This window comes from Sinorhizobium glycinis, assembly GCF_001651865.1.
Taxonomy (GTDB): Bacteria; Pseudomonadota; Alphaproteobacteria; order Rhizobiales; family Rhizobiaceae; genus Sinorhizobium; species Sinorhizobium glycinis.
In genome coordinates, this window is the sequence record NZ_LPUX01000062.1 from 1 (window position 1) to 18,617 (window position 18,617).

At 62.9% G+C, this 18,617-nt stretch carries 16 protein-coding genes, 1 tRNA gene, 1 rRNA gene and 1 pseudogene; 4 read left to right on the forward strand and 15 right to left on the reverse strand.

Annotation, left to right across the window (positions count from 1 at the left end):
- The first annotated feature begins 189 nt into the window (after window positions 1-189).
- Together rrf and AU381_RS18160 are read left to right on the forward strand one after the other, a co-directional pair.
- Window positions 190-304, forward strand: a 5S ribosomal RNA gene (gene rrf / locus AU381_RS18155).
- A 106-nt stretch (window positions 305-410) separates the two neighbouring features.
- Window positions 411-487: transfer RNA gene (locus AU381_RS18160), tRNA-Met, on the forward strand.
- Window positions 488-1,158: 671 nt separating this feature from the next.
- On the opposite strand, the gene AU381_RS18165 is transcribed toward AU381_RS18160, so the two are convergent.
- From AU381_RS18165 to AU381_RS18235, 15 genes are all read right to left on the reverse strand, one after another.
- Window positions 1,159-2,070 (reverse strand): ABC transporter permease, encoded by a 912-nt coding sequence (locus tag AU381_RS18165; RefSeq protein ID WP_064243154.1) that lies wholly within the window; start codon window positions 2,068-2,070, stop codon window positions 1,159-1,161.
- Window positions 2,067-3,167 carry an ABC transporter permease gene (locus tag AU381_RS18170; protein ID WP_064243155.1) on the reverse strand — a complete coding sequence of 367 codons (1,101 nt, stop codon included), beginning with the start codon at window positions 3,165-3,167 and terminating at the stop codon, window positions 2,067-2,069. The genes AU381_RS18165 and AU381_RS18170 overlap by 4 nt, the downstream gene beginning before the upstream one ends.
- Window positions 3,164-4,699, reverse strand: coding sequence for an ABC transporter ATP-binding protein (locus AU381_RS18175; protein ID WP_064243156.1), 1,536 nt, complete (start codon window positions 4,697-4,699; stop codon window positions 3,164-3,166). Before AU381_RS18175 ends, AU381_RS18170 begins: the two co-directional genes overlap by 4 nt.
- Window positions 4,700-4,702: 3 nt before the next feature.
- Entirely contained in the window at window positions 4,703-5,800 is a 1,098-nt protein-coding gene (locus AU381_RS18180) for a BMP family ABC transporter substrate-binding protein (RefSeq protein WP_174552537.1), read from the reverse strand.
- 25 nt (window positions 5,801-5,825) lie between these two features.
- Window positions 5,826-7,205 (reverse strand): amidohydrolase, encoded by a 1,380-nt coding sequence (locus AU381_RS18185; RefSeq protein ID WP_064243158.1) that lies wholly within the window; start codon window positions 7,203-7,205, stop codon window positions 5,826-5,828.
- A 1-nt stretch (window position 7,206) separates the two neighbouring features.
- Entirely contained in the window at window positions 7,207-7,866 is a 660-nt protein-coding gene (locus AU381_RS18190) for a glutathione S-transferase family protein (RefSeq protein WP_064243159.1), read from the reverse strand.
- Entirely contained in the window at window positions 7,863-8,708 is an 846-nt protein-coding gene (locus AU381_RS18195; protein WP_064243160.1) for an aromatic ring-hydroxylating oxygenase subunit alpha, read from the reverse strand. The genes AU381_RS18190 and AU381_RS18195 overlap by 4 nt, the downstream gene beginning before the upstream one ends.
- Complete coding sequence (locus tag AU381_RS18200) at window positions 8,705-9,358, reverse strand: Rieske (2Fe-2S) protein (protein WP_064243161.1); 654 nt, start codon at window positions 9,356-9,358, stop codon at window positions 8,705-8,707. Before AU381_RS18200 ends, AU381_RS18195 begins: the two co-directional genes overlap by 4 nt.
- 149 nt (window positions 9,359-9,507) lie before the next feature.
- Window positions 9,508-9,798 (reverse strand): acylphosphatase, encoded by a 291-nt coding sequence (locus tag AU381_RS18205; protein ID WP_064243162.1) that lies wholly within the window; start codon window positions 9,796-9,798, stop codon window positions 9,508-9,510.
- 254 nt (window positions 9,799-10,052) lie between these two features.
- On the reverse strand, window positions 10,053-11,705 hold the full coding sequence (locus tag AU381_RS18210) for a GMC oxidoreductase (RefSeq protein WP_064243163.1): 1,653 nt from the start codon (window positions 11,703-11,705) through the stop codon (window positions 10,053-10,055).
- Window positions 11,706-11,731: 26 nt separating this feature from the next.
- On the reverse strand, window positions 11,732-12,814 hold the full coding sequence (locus tag AU381_RS18215; protein ID WP_064243164.1) for an ABC transporter ATP-binding protein: 1,083 nt from the start codon (window positions 12,812-12,814) through the stop codon (window positions 11,732-11,734).
- Window positions 12,815-12,816: 2 nt separating this feature from the next.
- Window positions 12,817-13,701 (reverse strand): carbohydrate ABC transporter permease, encoded by an 885-nt coding sequence (locus AU381_RS18220; protein ID WP_064243165.1) that lies wholly within the window; start codon window positions 13,699-13,701, stop codon window positions 12,817-12,819.
- Entirely contained in the window at window positions 13,701-14,591 is an 891-nt protein-coding gene (locus tag AU381_RS18225; RefSeq protein WP_064243166.1) for a carbohydrate ABC transporter permease, read from the reverse strand. The genes AU381_RS18220 and AU381_RS18225 overlap by 1 nt, the downstream gene beginning before the upstream one ends.
- Window positions 14,592-14,693: 102 nt before the next feature.
- Window positions 14,694-15,926, reverse strand: coding sequence for an ABC transporter substrate-binding protein (locus tag AU381_RS18230; protein ID WP_064243167.1), 1,233 nt, complete (start codon window positions 15,924-15,926; stop codon window positions 14,694-14,696).
- A 59-nt stretch (window positions 15,927-15,985) separates the two neighbouring features.
- Entirely contained in the window at window positions 15,986-16,939 is a 954-nt protein-coding gene (locus tag AU381_RS18235) for a sugar phosphate isomerase/epimerase family protein (protein WP_064243168.1), read from the reverse strand.
- Between the two features lie 220 nt (window positions 16,940-17,159).
- On the opposite strand from AU381_RS18235, the gene AU381_RS18240 reads away from it, so the two are divergent.
- Window positions 17,160-18,254, forward strand: coding sequence for a LacI family DNA-binding transcriptional regulator (locus AU381_RS18240; protein ID WP_064243169.1), 1,095 nt, complete (start codon window positions 17,160-17,162; stop codon window positions 18,252-18,254).
- A 40-nt stretch (window positions 18,255-18,294) separates the two neighbouring features.
- Window positions 18,295-18,482: pseudogene (locus tag AU381_RS30775) on the forward strand (PIN domain-containing protein); the annotation flags it as partial.
- Window positions 18,483-18,617: the final 135 nt, after the last annotated feature.

Here is an 18,617-nt window from a genome sequence, read left to right on the forward strand (position 1 = left end):
CTATCTTCTGTCCTCACGCGCCAAAGGCGCTGCGGACGGCGCGCCGGACAACCGGCGGCTCGGCTCTGCCGGCTGCTGGAATCTCCGGACAAGGCGCAAAAGACGTGTTCAAAAAAACGAAGCAATCGCTTCACCAGCTTCTCGATTAAAGTTTGCGCCCTCCGGGCGCAAAAGCTTGCGCTTTGCCGACCTGGTGGTTCTGGCGGGGTGGCTGCACCCGTTCCCATTCCGAACACGGCCGTGAAACGCCCCAGCGCCGATGGTACTTCGTCTCAAGACGCGGGAGAGTAGGTCGCTGCCAGGTCTGCAAAGCGCAAGACAAACTCAAACAAAACATCTTCTCTCACACACTCGGCCCAGCCGAAAAGAAAGGGGCCGCAACACGCGGCCCTTATGTTTTGAAGAAATAACGCGGGGTGGAGCAGCCCGGTAGCTCGTCAGGCTCATAACCTGAAGGCCGCAGGTTCAAATCCTGCCCCCGCAACCAACGGCCAAATCCCCCCAGCCAGACCAATCACACAGAGCTCCTCCGCATCCGCGTCGACGGGCTCGTGCCGCTCCAAGCCCCCCCAAAAAGCACCCCGTTCAAGCACCACAGGTCGTCGTGACGACGCACATCAGGAAACGGTCTTCGGGAACGGCCGCGGTTTTCACGGACAGCAGGAATGGCGGCAATCCGGCAAGTCGTCGCCTTTGCCGGCGAGCGGCCACGGCCCTTACCGCCCGATCGAACGCTCCTGCATCTCCTCGCCGACAAACAATTGCACCATTGCACAGAGGGCATTTTACAGTCAGGTGGAACCACCTGACGTCGCAATAAAGGGTTGGAGCGGCGGAGCAAACGCATGATGTGCAGCGGTTTTTGGGAACACGTGACGTGCACAAAAGCAAAGACCTAAAGCGGGTCGCGATTTTTAAGTTCCCGATTCCCGAACGGGGTTGGCTGTGATTCCCTCGCTTTGACGGGGGGAGCTCATGGGCAACATCCGCTTGCTTTAAGTAGTCGTGTCGTTGCGTTTGTCGAGGACGGTCACAGCCACCGGGCTGCGGCCCGGCACTCCCGGGTGTCGCCGCGTTTCGTGAACAATCTGGTGAAGCTCAAACGCGCGACCGGATCGCTGGCACCGTGGCGGCGCGTGGCACACCTCGTGTTATGTATTAACGTTCGAAGGGTTCGCCGAGCGAGGCGACGCCGTTCAGCTTCAGCAGGCGGCGGTCTGCCGAAATGATGCCAAGCACGATGATGGTGACGACGTACGGCACGCTCGCAAGCACTTGTGACGGAACGTCCAATCCGCTCGCCTGGGCTGCCAGGCCCATTAGGGAAACGGCGCCGAAGAGGCATGCGCCGAGGAAGATCCGGCCGGTGAGCCACGTCCCGAATACAACAAGTGCGATGGCGATCCAGCCGCGCCCGGCGATCATTCCATCGGCCCAAAGCGGGGTGTAAACCACCGCCGCGTAGGCGCCGGCTAAGCCTGCCATCGTCCCGCCAAATGCGACGGCGGCGAAGCGGACGGCGATGACCGAATAGCCGATGGCGTGGGCGGCATTGGGGTTCTCGCCGATCGCCCGGATGACGAGACCGATCTTCGTATAGGCGAACATCGCCCATATGGCGAGGGTTGCGACAAGGGAAAGCCATACGACGACGTCCTGGATGAAAAGGACGCCGACTACCGGGATTTCGGGAAGCCATGGAAGGGCAGTCTTTGGAATCCCCTTGACGGTGAGGCTCTCATAGGTCTTGCCGAAAAGCGCCGAGAGACCTTGGCCCAGGATGCCTATGGCAAGGCCTGTCGCCACTTGGTTGGCCCGAAATCCGAGCGTGATGACGGCGAAAACAAGCGAAAGGACGGCGCTGCCGAGGCCGGCGGCGACGAAACCCAGAACATGTCCCCCGCCATGATGGACGATGATGAAGGCGAGCACCGCGCCAAACGCCATCAAGCCCTCTACGCCGAGGTTGAGAACCCCGGCGCGCTCGACCACCAGCTCGCCGAGAGCCGCCAGCAGAAACGGCGTCGCAGCTGCGAGCATACCGGCAAGAATGAACTCGATGGCGTTCATGGCTGGCTCCTGCAGGCGGCACGGCGCCATTCAAGACGGTACCGCACGAAGGCGACGGCGACGAGGTAGGCAAGAAGGAGGCTGCCCTGGAAGACGCGTACTGCTGCGATCGGCAGGCTTGCCGATACCATGGCATTGTCCCCCCCGATATAGAGCACCGCCATGCACAGCGCCGAGACAACGATGCCGATCGGATGCAGGCCGCCGAGATAGGCGACGATAATGGCCGCGTAGCCATAACCGGTCGAAATCGAGCGCTGCAACTGGCCGAGGGGACCGGCGACCTCCGCTGCGCCAGCGAGGCCGGCGGCGCATCCGCCAATGAGAAGGGAGAGCCAGATCGCCCATCCTTCGTTGAAGCCGGCGTAGCTGGCGGCACGCGGCGCCAAGCCGCCGACCTGGAGCTTGTAGCCGATGAAGCTCCTCTGCATGAAGATCCATGCCGCGATCGACAGGGCGATTGTCAGGAGCAGCGAGACGTTGACGCGCGTACCGGAGATCAGAATCGGCACCATCGCGTCATACTGAAACATCACGGACTGGGGGAAATTGAAGCCGTCAGGATCCTTCCAGGGACCAAGGAGAAGGTAATTGAGGAACTGCGCGGCAACGAGGCTCAGCATCAGGGAAACGAGGATCTCGTTCGCGTTGAGCCTGACGCGCCAGAAAGCGGTTAGCGAAGCCCATAGTGCGCCGCCGAGGGTACCCAGCAGCAGCATTGCCGGCCAGATCCACTGGCCGGTTGCCTGCGGAAACCATACCGGAATGGCCGAGGCGAATATCGCGCCCAGAATGAACTGGCCCTCGGCACCGATGTTGAAGACCTTGGCGCGAAAGCCGATCGCCAGGCCCTGTGCGATGAGGAGGAGCGGACCTGTCTTCAGCAGCACCTCCGAGAACGACGCCCAGGAGAGGAAGGGCTCGAGAAGCATCGCATAGACGACGGCGACCGGATCGCGGCCCATCAGCACGTAGAGCCCCAGATTGACAACGGTCGCCGCGGCGAGCGCGATCGGAGGCGCAAGCAGGGTCGCGGCAAGCGAGGCGTGCTCCCGGCGGACAAGCGTGGGAAGGAAGGCCCCGGAGAGAGTACTCATGCCAGGGCCTTCTGGTCTGCGGTTTGCGATGGAGTGTGTGCTCCAATCATGTATCGGCCGATCTCCTCGGGTCGCGTGTGCCGCGTGACGAGTGGCAGGCTGAGCCGGCCGTGGTGCAGCACCTGGATGAAATCGCAAAGTTCGAAGAGCTCCTCGAGCTCCTCGGAAATAACCAGGATTGCCATGCCTTCGTTGCGCAGCGTGATGAGCCGCCTGCGGATGGCGGATGCGGCCCCGACGTCGACGCCCCAGGTTGGCTGCGCCACGAACAGCAGTTTCGGAGAGAGCATGATCTCGCGCCCAATGATGAACTTCTGCAAATTGCCGCCTGAAAGCGACCCGGCTACTGCGTCCGGGCCGGGCGTGCGGACATCGTATTGGCCGATGCACGCGTTGGTAAACGCCGTCGCCTTTGCCTTGTCGATGAGACCATGGCTGAGAAGTTTGAGCGAATGCGCAGTCAGCAGACTGTTCAGGACGAGCGACATTTCGGGTACGACGCCGCGTCCGAGCCTGTCTTCGGGAACGAAGGCGAATCCAAGCTGCCGGCGGGCAGCTGCGTCGAGCGTCCCCGCGTCTTGTCCCATCATGAAGATCCGGTCGCGCAGTGCTCGCGGCAGGATCGTTTCGCCGGATATCAGCGCGGCAAGCTCGCTTTGCCCGTTGCCAGAAATTCCGGCTATTCCGAGGATTTCGCCGGCACGTACCGTGAGGCTGATATCGGAAAGCGGCATGGCAAAAGGGTCGTCCGACCGGTAGTCGAGGCCGATGATCTCTAGGCGCTTCTCGCCGCTAGACTGGGGAAGTGCCGGCATCGGTTCCGGCATATCGCGGCCGATCATCATGCGGGCAAGGTCATGCGCATCATGCTCGCGCGGGTCCACATGGCCCGTGACGCGCCCGCCGCGAAGGATCGTCGCCCTGTCGCAGATCGACCGAATTTCCTCGAGCTTGTGGGAGATGAACAGGATGGAAACGCCGCCGTCGCGCAGGCGACGCAAGGTGTCGAAGAGCTTGTCCACCGATTGCGGCGGCAGGACGGAGGTCGGTTCATCGAGGATCAGCAGCTTCGGATTGGTCATCAGGCATCTGATGATCTCCACCCGCTGCCGCTCGCCGACGGAAAGCGCATGGACATGGGCAAGCGGATCGACCTCGAGGCCGAAGTCGCGTCCGAGCGTCCGGATGCGTTGCGTGAGATCGGCTTTCCGGCCGGGCACGACCAGCTGGATGTTCTCCACGACCGTCAGGGTCTCGAAGAGCGAGAAGTGCTGGAAGACCATGCCGATCCCCTGGCGCCTCGCCTCCGCAGGGGAGGCAAGGCTCAAGGGCTGTCCGTCCCAGACGACGCTCCCGCCGTCCGGCTGCTCGACGCCGTAGACCAGCTTCATCAGCGTCGATTTGCCCGCCCCGTTCTCTCCGAGGATCGCATGGATCGACTGCGGAGCCACGTCCAGATCGACATCCTGGTTGGCTGTAATCTGGCCGTAGCTTTTGGAAATGCCGCGGAGCGACAGGAGAGGGGCGGTCATGGCTCACTTCGGCAGAGGGGTGGTGACGCCCTTGACGTGCCAGTCCATCGCAACGATTTCGCCATCCGGGAGCGTTGTACCGGTGGCCACCCCTTCGCTGCCGTCGGCCTTGGTGATCGGCCCGGTAAAGGGCGAGAAGCTGCCATCGGCGATCTTCGCCTCGATCGCCTTGATCCTGGTCATGACGTCGGCCGGGATATCCGCGTTCCAGTCGACGACCTCGACGACCGTGTCGGATACGCCGAGGAAGGCGTTGGCGCCCTTGAAGGTGCCGGCGAAATGGGCGTCGACCGAGGCCTTGAAGAAGGGCGACCAATCCGTCGCCACGCAGCCGAGATAGGTCTTGGGGGCGTATTTCTTCATCGACGAGTTGAGATTGAACGCGTAGACGCCGGCCTCCTCGCAGGCCGAGATGACGGACGGCGTGTCCTGCGCGTTGGAGAAGATCACGTCGCATTTCTGCGCCATGAGAGCCTTGGCGGCCTCCTGCTCCTTGGCCGGATCGAACCACGAGTTCACCCATACGACCGACACCTCCACATCGGGATTCACGGCTTGCGCGCCGAGCGTGAAGGCGTTGATGGATGTGATCAGCTCCGGGATGGCGAAGGCGGAGACCGAGCCCAGCTTTCCGGTCTTGGAGAGTGCGGCGGCAGCCATGCCGAGCAGGTAGGTCCCCTGGAAATATTTGGCTGCGAAGGGCGAGAAATTCGGCGCCACCTGGAAGCCGGAAGCGTGCAGTACGGTCACCGCGGGATTGCGGCGGGCGATCTGCAGGGCGCCGTTTTGGTAGCCGAAGGAGCCGGCGATCAGGAAGTTGTTCCCGTCGGAGACCGTCTTGTTCATGATGCGGTCGGCATCGGGACCTTCCGGGATGTTCTCGATAACGGTGACCTTCACCTTGTCGCCGTAGGCGGCTTTGACCGGATCGAGGCCGGCGGCAAGCGCATGACCCCAGCCGACGTCGCCGACGGGAGAGGGGATGACGAGGGTGATCCCGAGCGGCTCGTCGGCCGCCATTGCGGCCCGGCCGCCAAGCACGCTTGTGAGGCCGGCGGCGGCAATGCCCTTCATCAATGTTCTGCGGGTCAGGTTGTTCAGCATGTCAGTCCCCCTGTTGTGAATTTCAGAATTCTACCGTCGCAAGAGCGGCCTCGGCTTTCGCAAAGAGCCGGGCCTCGTCGAGCCCGATGAACTCGCCCTTCGCCCAGACGATGCGGCCGTTGATCATGGTCATGTCGGTCGGCATGCCGATGCCCACCTTGGCAATCAGGCTCAGCGGATCATGCCGCGTGCCGACGTAGTCCATGCGCCGCGTGTCAATCGCAAAAAGATCGGCGGCCATGCCGGGAGCAAGCCGGCCGATGTCGCGGCGGCCGAGAAGGGCCGCGCCGCCCGTCGTTGCATAGCCGAGGAAATCCGCCGGCGGCGGCACGGGATGCGCGCGCGTCGATGCCGTCAGGCACTGCAGCATGTAGGCGGAGTGTATGCAGTGCATCAGGTTCGAGTTGTCATTGGAGGCCGCGCCGTCGCAACCGAGACCGACGCGCAGACCAAAGGCCGACATGGCCGGAATATCGGTAATCTCGGCGCCGACCAGATAGACCGGCTCGGGGCAGTGTGAGACGCCGGTACCGCTTGCGGCCATTGTCCTGAGCTCGTCGTGGCTCAGTTCCCAGCAATGGGCGTAGAAAGTATCCGGGCCGGCAAATCCGAGCTCCGCGCAGTAATCGACCGTCCGCATGCCGTGCCGGGCCTCGATGACCGGGCTCTCGCCTTCGCCCACATGCGTGTGCATCTGCACGCCGCGATCGCGCGCCAGTGCGACCGACTCCACGAAAGTCTCGCGGTAGCAGTTAACGGGCTGGCAGGGCGCGACCACGACCTGCCGCATGCTGAAGGGGCTGGCATCGTGGTAGGTGTCGATCAGCCGCGCGCAATCGGCGACGAACTCGTCCGTCGTTTCCAGCATGGCGTCCGGGATGGTGGATCCTTCGGATTTCGGCAGCGTGTTGCCGCCGCGGCCCGCATGGAAGCGCATGCCGAGAAGGTCGGCGGCCTCGAACTGGCGGTCGATCAGCCGTTTGCCGGCGTGCCGCGGGAAGCAATACTGGTGGTCGAAGGCCGTGGTGCAGCCATGCTTGATCATCTCGGCCATCGCCGTGACGGAGGCGTGGTAGAAACAATCCTCGTTGAGCCGCGAGAAGATCGGATAGATGCGGTCGAGCCATTCGATGACCGACAGCTTCGTCCAGTCGAGATCCGCGCGGTTGCGGACGAAGCATTGGAAGAAGTGGTGGTGGGTATTGACGAGACCGGGATAGACGAACCAGCCGGTGGCGTCTTGCGTGATCGTCCCGGGCGGCAGCGGTCCTTTGTGAAGGTTTTCGCCGATTGCCTCGATCGCGGGGCCATTCGTCAGGAGGTCCACGTTCCGGGAGACGCCCGGACCGTTGCCCTCGTCCACGATGACGGCCGCGCAGTTCCTGAGAAGATAACCGGCCATGTCACACCTCGCCCGGTTCGACATGGGGTTCGGGCTTCAGCTCGTGCAGCCGGTGGATTCCGGGCATCTCGATGAAATTATCGAGGCCGCGGATCGCGCGGGACCAGAGCCTTATGGCGGGGTAGGGGTCGAGCGGGATACCGCCGTCCGGCGCGAGCGCGACGTAGGGGAAACAGGCGATGTCGGCAACCGTCGGCTGGTCGGAGGCGAGGAACCGCATGCCGCGCAGGCGCTGCTCCACCAGGCCCGCTTCCAGCTCGCGAAGCGCGGCGATGCCCTGCGCCTGAAGTGCGCCGATGTCGCCCGGCCGCTGGAGCATTTCGTGAAGGCGCGCGCCGCCGAGGCTCGCGGTCAGCCGGTGCGCGAACGAAAGCCACTGCTGGATGCGCGCCGCTTCCTCCGGCGCGCCGCTGCCGAGCCATTCCGGCGCGGCCCTGGCGGCAAGATAGGCGAGCATGGCGGCGGATTCGGTCAGGATCAGATCGCCATCCTCGAGGATCGGAATGGATCCCGCCGGATTGAGTGCCAGCAGCTCGGTGCCGCGATGCTCGGCGCCGGGATGAAAGTCGACCGGTCTGGTTTCCAGCTTCACGCCGGCCAGAGCCGCCATCAGGCGCACCTTGTAGCAGCTCGGTGAAAGGACGTAATCGTAGAGCTTCATTGCGCCACCAGCTGTGCGCCGTAGGTATAGTTATGGCGTTTCAGCCAGCGTCTGTAGGCGACCGAGGTAAGGTCGGCTCTCGTCGGGATTTCCATCCCGGGATCGAGCGGCAGGAGCCGCGGGATCTGATTTTCGAGGATCGAGCGGTCCTGCAGGAAGATCGTCTGCTGAAAGTGGATGAGGTCGGTCATCGGTGTGACATCGTCGAAGAGTGCCATCCATGGCCAGACGTCGCACAGATCTTCGGCGAGCGGCTGGACGAAGAGGGTGATGACGTCCCATTCGCCGGGCCGGGGCGGACAGGTCTTGTAGAGAACCGAGCAGGTCGGCGCCGGCACACGGTACATGTACTCCGTCGTGATGCCGCCGCTTGCCGATTTGGCAGCCTTCGGCTGGTAGAATTTCACCTGCGTCGCCCAGACCTCATCCTCTTTCTGCCGGATCTCGACCTTGTAGTCCTGCACCTCCGTATGCGGCTCTGCACCCAGGATGTCGGTGTGCACAAAGGGGAAATGCGCGATGTCGAGAAAGTTCTCGACGGCGCGCAGCGGCGAGCAGCGCACGCGAATCGCGCCGACGTCGACGAGTCGGCGGCCGGGCTGGTCAGCCTCGGGAATCGCGAAAAGATCCTTCTGGGGTTTGCCGAGAGAGGACCAGACATGACCGTAGCGGACGCAGACGGGGAGGGTACGCCCATCGCCGCACGTCACTCTAGCGCGGCGCTCGGCGTCGAGCGCCACCTCAATGGGCTCTCCCATCAGGGCGGTTTTGCGTCCCTTGACGTCGAGCTGGCTGAAAAGGCCGACCGGATACCACTCGTCGATCATCGCGTCTTGCATCATGGCGCGATCCCTTTCGTCTGAAGATCTTCGGCCGCCCGCCGCAGTCTCTCGACCGCACGTGACGCGCCGATGCGCTGGGAGAGGCTGCTGTTGTGGTCCAGCAGAACATGGATCAGCGTCTGCTCGTCACCCTGCGGGGCAAGCAGCAGCCGGATCTGCTGCGCATCCTGCGCTTGCCAGACCAGGCCGACGGCGCCTGCCTTTGCGCCGGCCGCGGCCTCGACAGCCGCAACACCTGTATGTGCTGTCAGTGAGCGCAGGGGAACGACGCCTTCAAGCCGCGGGGGCTGAGCTGTGGGTACTCCCACGGCAACCCAGATGACCCCGTCGGACTCTTCAACCGCATGCGTTCCTACACGTATTGTTTCCGGCGGCGTGAGACCCGGATGGGCCGGGATGCGCAAGCAGTTTCCGCTCCGGGCGTAACTCCAACCGTGATAGATGCAGGAAAGGGCCTCGCCACGCACGAAGCCATGCGAGAGGCGCATGCCCCGATGCGGACACCTGTCCGCCGATGCTGCTACCCGGCCCGACTGACTACGCCACAGGGCGATCGGTCCGGCTGGCGTCCGTGCCGGCATTACGGTTCCCGCTGGCAAATCCGCGGAAAGGGCGACTGGCGTCCACGAGTCCGTCTTGTCGGACAGCATAAATAGACTTTCTGAATGATACCAATGCTTTGGCTTGGCGAAAAACCGGAAGTCGACGCGAGCCTTTGCGGCTCAGTGTTGCCACGCTTGCATAATTTTTCTGCATTGGCAACTTTGATTAAATAAACGGCAGAATAAACTTTAGACGGTCAAGAGGGCCAGTCGCGCCACTGGTCGCCTCCGCCGTCGATCGGTCTGCGGTGTATCGTCTCGACCCAGACGTCGAACGGCCCGAGCGAGCATCCCAGCTCCATCATGTCGATCAGATCCACCGGTCCGGCGACCTCGAGTTCGATCCGGTCGGAACTGGTATGAGATATGGCCTGGGAGAGACCAAGCTTGGCGGCATGGCGCCGGATCCAGGGAATGAAGGAGACGGCGTCAAGATCGCCAAGAATAGTCATCCGCTCCCGGGAGTGGCTCTGATGTCGCTCCGTCATGAGGCCTCACGCTTCGTTATTGGCTCACAGCATAACGCCTGAATGAGCTTGCGAAAGGGTGATCGACGAAGGATAAGCTTTGCGGCGATGCAGAGAGCCCCCCGTCCATACGCATTTTCCCAGCGTCGTTCGCCTAAGTCGGCGCCATCCGCTATATGCGACGCTGCAGTGAGAGGCGGCGAATGTCGCTAGGATGTTCGCCGTGACCCTCCGCCAGAACACATTGTTCATGCCTCCCCCCAAGAAAGCCGGGCCTATGGAGTTCCCGTGCGGTACTGATCGACAAGGTTCCGACAGGCGCGGATCGTCAGCGCCATGACGGTAAGGGTCGTGCCGGCGATGCCGCTGCCGGGGAAGGCGCTGGCGTCGGTGACAATGAGATTGGGTGCGTCCCAAAGCTGGTTGTAGGAATTGACCACCGATTCTTTCGGTGTTTCCCCCATCCGCGCCCCGCCCGTTTCATGGATCGCCGCGCCCATGCACATGGTCTTGCGGAACCACTTGCGGAACACGAAGCGGCTGAAAGCGTCGGCGTCGGGGAAGGCGCCACGGCCGATCTCCTTGAGGCCTAAGGGCGAACCAATGAATTCCAGGTCGCCGCCGACCTCCCGGATCATATCGATCAGCGTTTCCTCCTGTCGGTGGAGCAATGCGTGCTCCTCATCATGCATCACGCAGCGGATGTGCGGCACGGGGATGTTCCAGGCGTCCCTGCGCCGGCTATCGAGCGTGACGCGGTTGTTGGCGTAGGGCAGCATGCGGCCGAAGCCGAAGAAGGCAAGCCGTGCATCGGCATCGTCTGGCACGGGGGCGCGGCCAATGCTGCCCTGATAATCGAAATCGCCACGGCCGGCGTCGCCCTCACCGAAGCGCGGAATGAAGATCCCGCCCGAAGGATTGTAGAACGGATCGACTGGCGCAGATGGGTCATGCGCCCAACCTTTGGCCCCTGAGAACGAACCGAAGGCGAGGCATGGAAGCTGGTCCATGAAATAGCGCCCAAGCGCTCCCGAGCTGTTACCGAGCCCGTCCGGATGTTTCCCTGAGGCAGAATTCAGAAGGAGCCGGACACTCTCGATCGGAGAGGCGCAGAGAACCACGTTTGCAGCACGGACCGTCTCCAGTTTGCCAGTGTGGCGGTCGATGAATTCCGCACCCGTAGCGCGGCCCGTCTTGTCATCGGTGTTGATGCGGCGAACGACAGCGTCATAGCGGATTGTCAGACGCCCGCTCGTCGCGGCATCGCGCAAGGGGCGCGGTACGCGCTCGGCGTCCGGGGCGATATAGCGCCATGAGATCACGTGCCTCTCCGGCCAGCGGCTTTCGACGGCCTGCTTGAAGGCCTGCTCCGCCGGCGTGACGCTTGCGGGCTTGGCATAGACGCCGTCCGGCAGCGTCGGCACGTTGTCCTTGTTCCCGTAAAGCCCGAGATAGGCCTCCACCTCGTCGTAGAAAGGCGCCAGTTCGTCATAGGAGATCGGCCAGTCTACGCCTTTTCCGGTGCGCGACCGGATCTTGAAATCCTCGTCTGTCCAACGCAACAGAACCCGGCCGAAACTGTGCAGGCGGCCGCCGCCCTGCCGGCCCCGGATCCAGAGGAAGGGCGCGTCTTTCGGCGTGGTGTAAGGGTTCTTGCGGTCATTGACGAAGAAATGGCTGAAACGTTCCGTGAAGAAGGCGGCGCGTGCCTGGATCGGCTGGCCCTTGATCGTGGCTCGCGCGCGTTCCCAGATATTGATGCTGCTCGCGGGTTCCTTCTTGCGCGAGGGGTCAAAGTCCTTCGGGCCGATGAAGGGGCCAGCCTCCAGAAGCAAGACTGACAAGCCCTTCGCGGTCAGCTCCCTGACCGCGAAGGAGCCCGCCGCGCCGGAACCGATCACCAGCGCATCAAAAATTTCCTGAGACATGTATTTTCAAACCCTACTTGTGAGCGTCACAGACGGGAACCGTCGGAGCCGAAAAGCGATGCCTTCGCGATGTCGAGCCCCGGTGCCATGTCGTCTCCCGGCTGCAGGGTCACGTCGCCCATGATTCGCAGAGACAGGCTCTGGCCGGCCCAGTCGAACCAGACAACGGCGTCTGCGCCCATCGGCTCCACGACGGAGACGCGGCCCGCAATGACGGGCAGGCCGCTTGCCACGCCGTCGAGCACCAGATGCTCGGGCCGGAAACCGAGCGTTGCCGGTCCTTCCGGCGTGAGTGCCCGGAAGGAGTGACCAGAGAGATCGACGGCAAGTCCGTTGCTGACGAAGACCGGCGAGCCGCTTGCGCGTTCGATCCGGCCCTCGACAAAGTTCATCGCGGGCGCGCCGATGAAGCCGGCGACGAAGAGATTGGCCGGGCGATGATAGATCTCGGCGGGGGAGCCGAGCTGCTGGATCACACCGTCCCGCATGATCGCGATCCGATCGGCCAAGGTGAGTGCCTCGACCTGGTCGTGGGTCACGTAGATCATGGTGTTGCCCAGGCCATGGTGCAGCTTCTTGATCTCGACGCGCAATTCGTTGCGCAGCTTGGCGTCGAGGTTCGAGAGGGGCTCGTCAAACAGGAAAACATCGACCTCGCGCACCAGCGCCCGCCCGATGGCGACACGCTGACGCTGGCCGCCCGAAAGCTCGGCGGGGCGCCGGTCGAGCAGCTTGTCGAGGTGGAGGAGGGCCGCAGTGCGCGCGACACGCGTCTCGATCTCGGCCTTCGGCAGGCCGGCGACGCGCAGGCCGAAGGAGAGATTCTTCCTGACGGACATGCGCGGATAGAGCGCGTAGGACTGGAAGACCATGCCGATGCCGCGGTCCTTCGGCTCTTCCCAGGTGACGTTCTTGCCGGAGATCCATATTTCGCCGGCGGTGATGTCCTGAAGGCCGGCGATCGCGTTCAGCAGCGTGGACTTGCCACAGCCGGAAGGGCCGAGCAGGACCAGGAACTCCTGGGGCGCGATGTCGATCGACATCTTCTCGATCACTGTATGGCCGCCATAGGCGATCTTCAGGTCCTTGATGGAGACGGCGGATTGCATGATTACCCCTTGACTGCGCCGGCGGTGATGCCGCGCACGAACCAGCGGCCGGACAGGAAATAGACGGCGAGCGGAACGATGGCGGTCAGGATCGTCGCCGCCATGTTCACGTTGTAGGTGCGTTCGCCCATGGTGGTATTGACGATGTTGTTGAGCTGAACCGTCATCGGCAGGTTGTCGCGCCCTGCGAAGACCAGACCGAGCAGGAAGTCGTTCCAGATGCCGGTGAACTGGAGCATCGAGACGACGACGATCATCGGAACCGCCATGGGCAGCATGATCTCGAAGAAGATGCGCCAGAAGCCGGCGCCATCGACCCGTGCGGCCTTGCACAGCTCCTCCGGCACGCTGACGAAGTAGTTGCGGAAGAGCAGCGTCACCAGCGGCAGACCGAAGATGACATGCACGAGGATGATGCCGGCCAGCGAATTGTAGAGACTGATATTTGCCATGGCCCGGACCATCGGATAGAGGAAGATCTGGTAGGGGATCAGGCCGCCGGCCATCAGCAGCCCGAACAGCACGCTTGCCCCGCGCGGCCGCCAGAGCGACAGCGCATAGCCGTTGACGGCGCCGATGAAGACAGAGAGCGCGACCGAGGGAACGGTGATCGCCACTGAATTCCAGAAGCCGATGCGGATGCCGACGCAAACCGTTCCCATGCAGGCGCCGGACCAGGCGGTGACCCAGGCGGAGAAGTCGGGCGCCTCCGGCAGGGCGAAGATGTGCCCCAGCCGGATCTCGTCCATCGTCTTCAGCGACGTGACGATCATCGTGTAGAGCGGCAGCAGGAAGAAAAGTGCGGCGACAAAAAGGAAGGCGTAGAGGCCGATGCGTCCGGCCGTAATCTGCGCCGGCTTCGGGCCGTTCGGATGAGGACGGGCCATCACGCGGCTCCTTTCGCCCTGTTGCTGCGCAAGTACATCGCGTAGCGGAACGGGGCGACGGCAAGGACGACTCCGAGGACGAGCATTGTCGCACCGGCCGTTGCAAGGCCGAGGTTCTGGCGACCGAACAGATTGTCCATGATGAATTTCGCCGGCACCTCCGTCGAATTGCCGGGGCCGCCATTGGTCATTGCGACGACGATGTCATAGGTTTTGATCACGCCCATGGCGAGTAGCATGCCGGCGGCGGCCAGCGCCGGCCCGAGCTGGGGCAGGATGATCGAGACATAGATCCGCCAGACGGGAATGCCGTCGATACGGGCGGCCTTCCATTGCTCGGCTTCGATGCCGCGCATGCCGGCAAGGGCGATGACCATGACGAGCCCCGCTCCCTGCCACACGCCGGCCAGGACCAGGGCGTAGATCGCCATGTTGCGGTTGACGACCCAGTCGAGGACAAACGTCTCCCAGCCGAGCGAGCGCACGCTCGCCTGGATACCGAGCGTGGGATTGAGCATCCACTGCCAGACCAGGCCCGTCACGACGAAGGACATGGCATAGGGATAGAGGAAGATGCTCCTGAAGGCGCTTTCGAAGCGGATTTTGCGGTCGAGAGCGGCAGCCAACAGGAAGCCGAGCACGAGACAGCCGCTCACGTAGAGCACGCCGAAAATCAGGACATTTTGAAGCGAGGCGAGCCATTTGGCGGAGTGGAACAGCTTCACGTATTGGGCGAAGCCGACATAGTTCGACGAGGGAAAGAGGGTCGAGTCCGTGAACGACATGCGGATCGACCAGAACATAGTGCCGATGTAGACCACGACCGCGGCGAACCATGTCGGCAGCAGCGCGAGGGTCACGGACAAGTTGCGCTTGCGTTTGGTGTGCATCGGCCAGCTCTCTGGACGGACGGAAGGCAAAGGGCTCGTGCCGCCGCAAGAGGCGGCGGCCGGCGACTGCAGCGCCGGGGTCAGACCGGCGCGGCCCCTATCTTACTCGAAGATCGCGAAGAAACTTTCGGCGCCAGAGGCCGCGTCCTGCGAACCGCTGCTCCAGTATTCGTCGACGAAGTCATCGAGCAGGCCGACCTGCTGGGGCGTGAGCACGATTGCCTGGTCCGGCACGATGCTGCCGGCGGTCATCAGTTCGAGGCCCTTCTTAGCGCAGACGTCCAGCTTGGATTTGTCGACGTCGGAACGCATCGGAACCGAACCTTTCTTGACCGAGAACTCGAGCTGGACCGCCGGGTCCATCACGACTTCGGCGAGCAGCTTCTGGGCCTTGTCGGTCTCGGCATTGCCGGTCTTGGGGAACCAGATGGAGTCGGCGATGTAGACCATGCCCGACGATTCCGGGGCGATCATGCAGCCGTAATCCTTGCCCGCCTCCTTGCCGGCGACGGTGAATTCGCCCTTGGCCCAGTCGCCCATGAACTGCACGCCGGCCTTGCCGGTGATGACCATGGCGGTGGCGTCGTTCCAGTTGCGGCCGGCGGCGCCGTCATCGACATAGGCACGCAGCTTGCCGAGGATTTCGAGGGTCTTCTTCACGCCCTCGACGGAGGCCTCGCCCTTGTCCTTGTCGACATAGATTTTCACGAAGCCGTCGATCCCGACCTGGGAGAGGAGGATCATGTTGAAGACCTTGCTCTGCTGCCACGGCTGGCCGCCCCAGGCGACCGGAACGATACCAGCAGCCTTCAGCTTGTCGAGGCCAGCGAAGAATTCGTCCCAGCTCTTGGGCTCATCCGCGATCCCCGCCTTTTCGAAGGCCTCCTTCGAATAGAAGACCCAGCTCTCACCGTGCGCGCCGGTCGGCGCAAGATAGACTTCGCCATTGTAGGAGATGAGATCGTAGATCGACTTCGGCAGGGCATCGGCCCACTTGCCGGCTGCAGCCAGGTCGGCGATCGGGTTCATCAGGCCCTGGTTGACGAAATCGGCCGCCGCAAGACCGATGACGCCCTGCTTGGCGCCCGGCGCATCACCTGCGACGATGCGGTTCTGGAAGGCGGCATCGGCGGCGCCGAAGCCGGCGATGGAGGAGTCTTTCCATACTCCGCCGCGCTTCTCGAACTCGGTCTTGATCACGTTCAGCGCGGCCGCCTCGCCGCCCGAGGTCCAGGACGACATGATCTCGATCGTCGGCTTGTCCTCAGCGTGGGCTGTGCCGAAAGCGGCGGTGAGCGCCGCTGCGGCAAGAAACAGTTTCATCGTATTCTTCATTGTTCCACCTCTTCAAAAGGGCCCTCTTTTCGGGGCGTTCGTCGTCTTGGGATTTAGACTCAGCGATAGATGGGCAGCAGGGCCTGCCGGACGAGCGTGAGCCCGTTGGCAATGTCGCGGACCGGATCGGACGCGGCATCGAGTTCGAGGATCGCCCAGCCTTCGAAGCTCCTGTCACGCAGGAGGCGGATCCAGGCCGGCCAGTCGACCCGGCCGAGGCCGAAGCCGCAGAAATAGGGCCGGTGGCGATCGTGGATATGCTCGTCGATAAGGGTATCGGCGGGCATCGGCCCGATCGCATCCTTCCAATGGGCGATGATCATCCGCTCGTGATGACGATCGACAAGCTGGACGGGATCAGAGCCGGCGACAATGATATGGGCCGTGTCCGGGCACATGTGCACGTAGGCCGGATCGGTCAGCAGCATCATCAGATCCACGTCACGCGCAGCGGCAAAGATCGAATGGGCCTCGGTGTGCAGGGCAAGCCGGAGGCCTCGGGCATAAAGGATCGCGCCAAGCCGGTTGAGGAAATCGGCGATCACCTTCGCGCGGTCGAAATCGTGGAACCTGACCGGCCGGGCGCCAAGCGTCTGACGAAGCGGCGCGCCGATCACCATGATGTCGCTGCCGCAGGCCCTGAGGAAGTCGGCATATCTTTCCGCCTTGTCGATGATGGCGCGCTGGGCTTCGGCTTGCGTGAAATCACCGGCGGCTTCCAGTTCTGCGAAAAAACCGCTGCACAGCGTGAGGCCGCGTCCGGAGAGTTCCGCCTCGAAAGCCTCCACGGATCCATAGGTCTTGATCGCGTCCTGCCAGTTGAAGGGAGAGAAGGTCAGCTCGACGCCGGTGACGCCAGAGGCCTGGACGCTGTCCAGGATCTTGTCCCAGAAGGCGCGCGGCTCCGTGCGCGCGTATTCTACGATGGCGCCATCGTCGGCAACGCCCCAGAAGCCGGGATGGAAGAAAGTCACGAGATCGACGCCGAAGCGGAGCCTGTCGCCAGAAGCCATAGTCAGTCCATTCCTCAGGCATGCTTACCGTTTGCGGAAACGTCGCTGCCGCATCAAATAAGCCGTTACTTTTCAACGCATTACCCGATGGCAATCGTTTGCCATGATTAGATAATAACCGGGCTGCTTTTTTATGCAAGCAAATTCTGGCAATCGTTTGCCATGGCGCAACGGTTGCCCTACAATTCTGAACCGAAGCATCCGGAGGAAAGAAAGAAACATGAGCAACAACAAGGATGTGCTCGGGGAGGAGCCGTCAGGCCCATTGATGGCGGACGTAGCGCGGCTCGCCGGGGTTGCGATTTCGACGGTCAGCCGGGCGCTCGCCAATCCCGGGCGCGTGAACGAGAAGACGCGCGCCAAGATCGATGCTGCGGCCAAGCAGCTGGGCTACACGCCGAATGCCATGGCGCGTGGCCTGAGGGTCGGCAAGTCCAACACGATCATGATCATCCTTCCGGGGTCGCTCTATTACGGCGCGTCTCAGGTCATTCCACAGGTGTTGCAGAGCATCAACAAGTCGCTGAGCCAGAATGGCTACAACCTGATGATCGCCAACCTCGATCGCGACGAGATTTCCGAACGGCACATTCTCGACCTCGCCTTCGGCGGCACGGCGCGGGGGGCCATCATCCTGTCGTCTAAACTCCCGGAGGTGGACGGGCGGTCTCTTGCAAATGCGGGCCTCCCGATCGTCTCGATGCTGCTCGACATGAGCGATGCCGGACTACCGAGCGTCGTGACGAACGACCGCGAGGCGGTGCGCGAAGCGACGGCGGAGTTGATCCGATTGGGTCATCGGCGGTTCCTTTACATTGCCGGCCCCGAGGGCAATTACCATGATGTAGAGCGTTACGGCGGCGTGCTCGAGGCGCTGGATGCAGCAGGATTGCCAGAGGAGGCCGTGGTGCGATCCGGAGGCAATCTGGATTATCAGCAAGGTTTCGAGATCGGTATCCAGGCCGCTGACGACTTTGCCGCACTCGCCGTCAAGCCGACGGCGGTGATCGCGACCAGCGACGACATGGCGATTTCCTTCATGAGCCGGATGCAGCAGGGGGGCCTGACGATCCCGGGCGACCTCTCGATCGTATCCTTCGATGGCTCGCCCGTCTGCGCCTTCTGCTCGCCGCCGCTGACCACGATCGAGCAGCCAGTGGAACATATGGGCCAAGCTGCCGTGGCCCTGCTGCTTGACGCTATCGATCGATCTGGAAAGGAACCGGCGACGCGCACGGTTGTCCGCAGCAGGCTCATCCTGCGGGAAAGCATAGCCGCTCCGACGGCAAGCCCTCGCAAACACACTGCTCGTTGATTTTCCAAGAAACGGCATAGCTCGCATTTCCAGCTAATACTTCGCCGAGCGAAACCTGCCGGTTGACGATGCGGTTGCTACACGTGGCGCGCACCTGCACATCCCCGACCGGCGCAACGAGGCCGACACGCTGATTGCGGCGAGGGCTCTCGTCCACGGCATGATGGTCGTGACGCGAAGCATCAGAGCGGCACTGGCGCCGTTGTTGTTGATCCTTGGCAAGGCTGAACTGCACCACTTCCACGCGGGTGCCTCCGGGCGACCTCGACTGCATGGTCGTCGTCTGATCGAATCCGTTCAAGGCGCCCAAGGTTCAAATTGTTGGGCCCGGAGACATAGGTGACAGAACGTACCTAAGACATG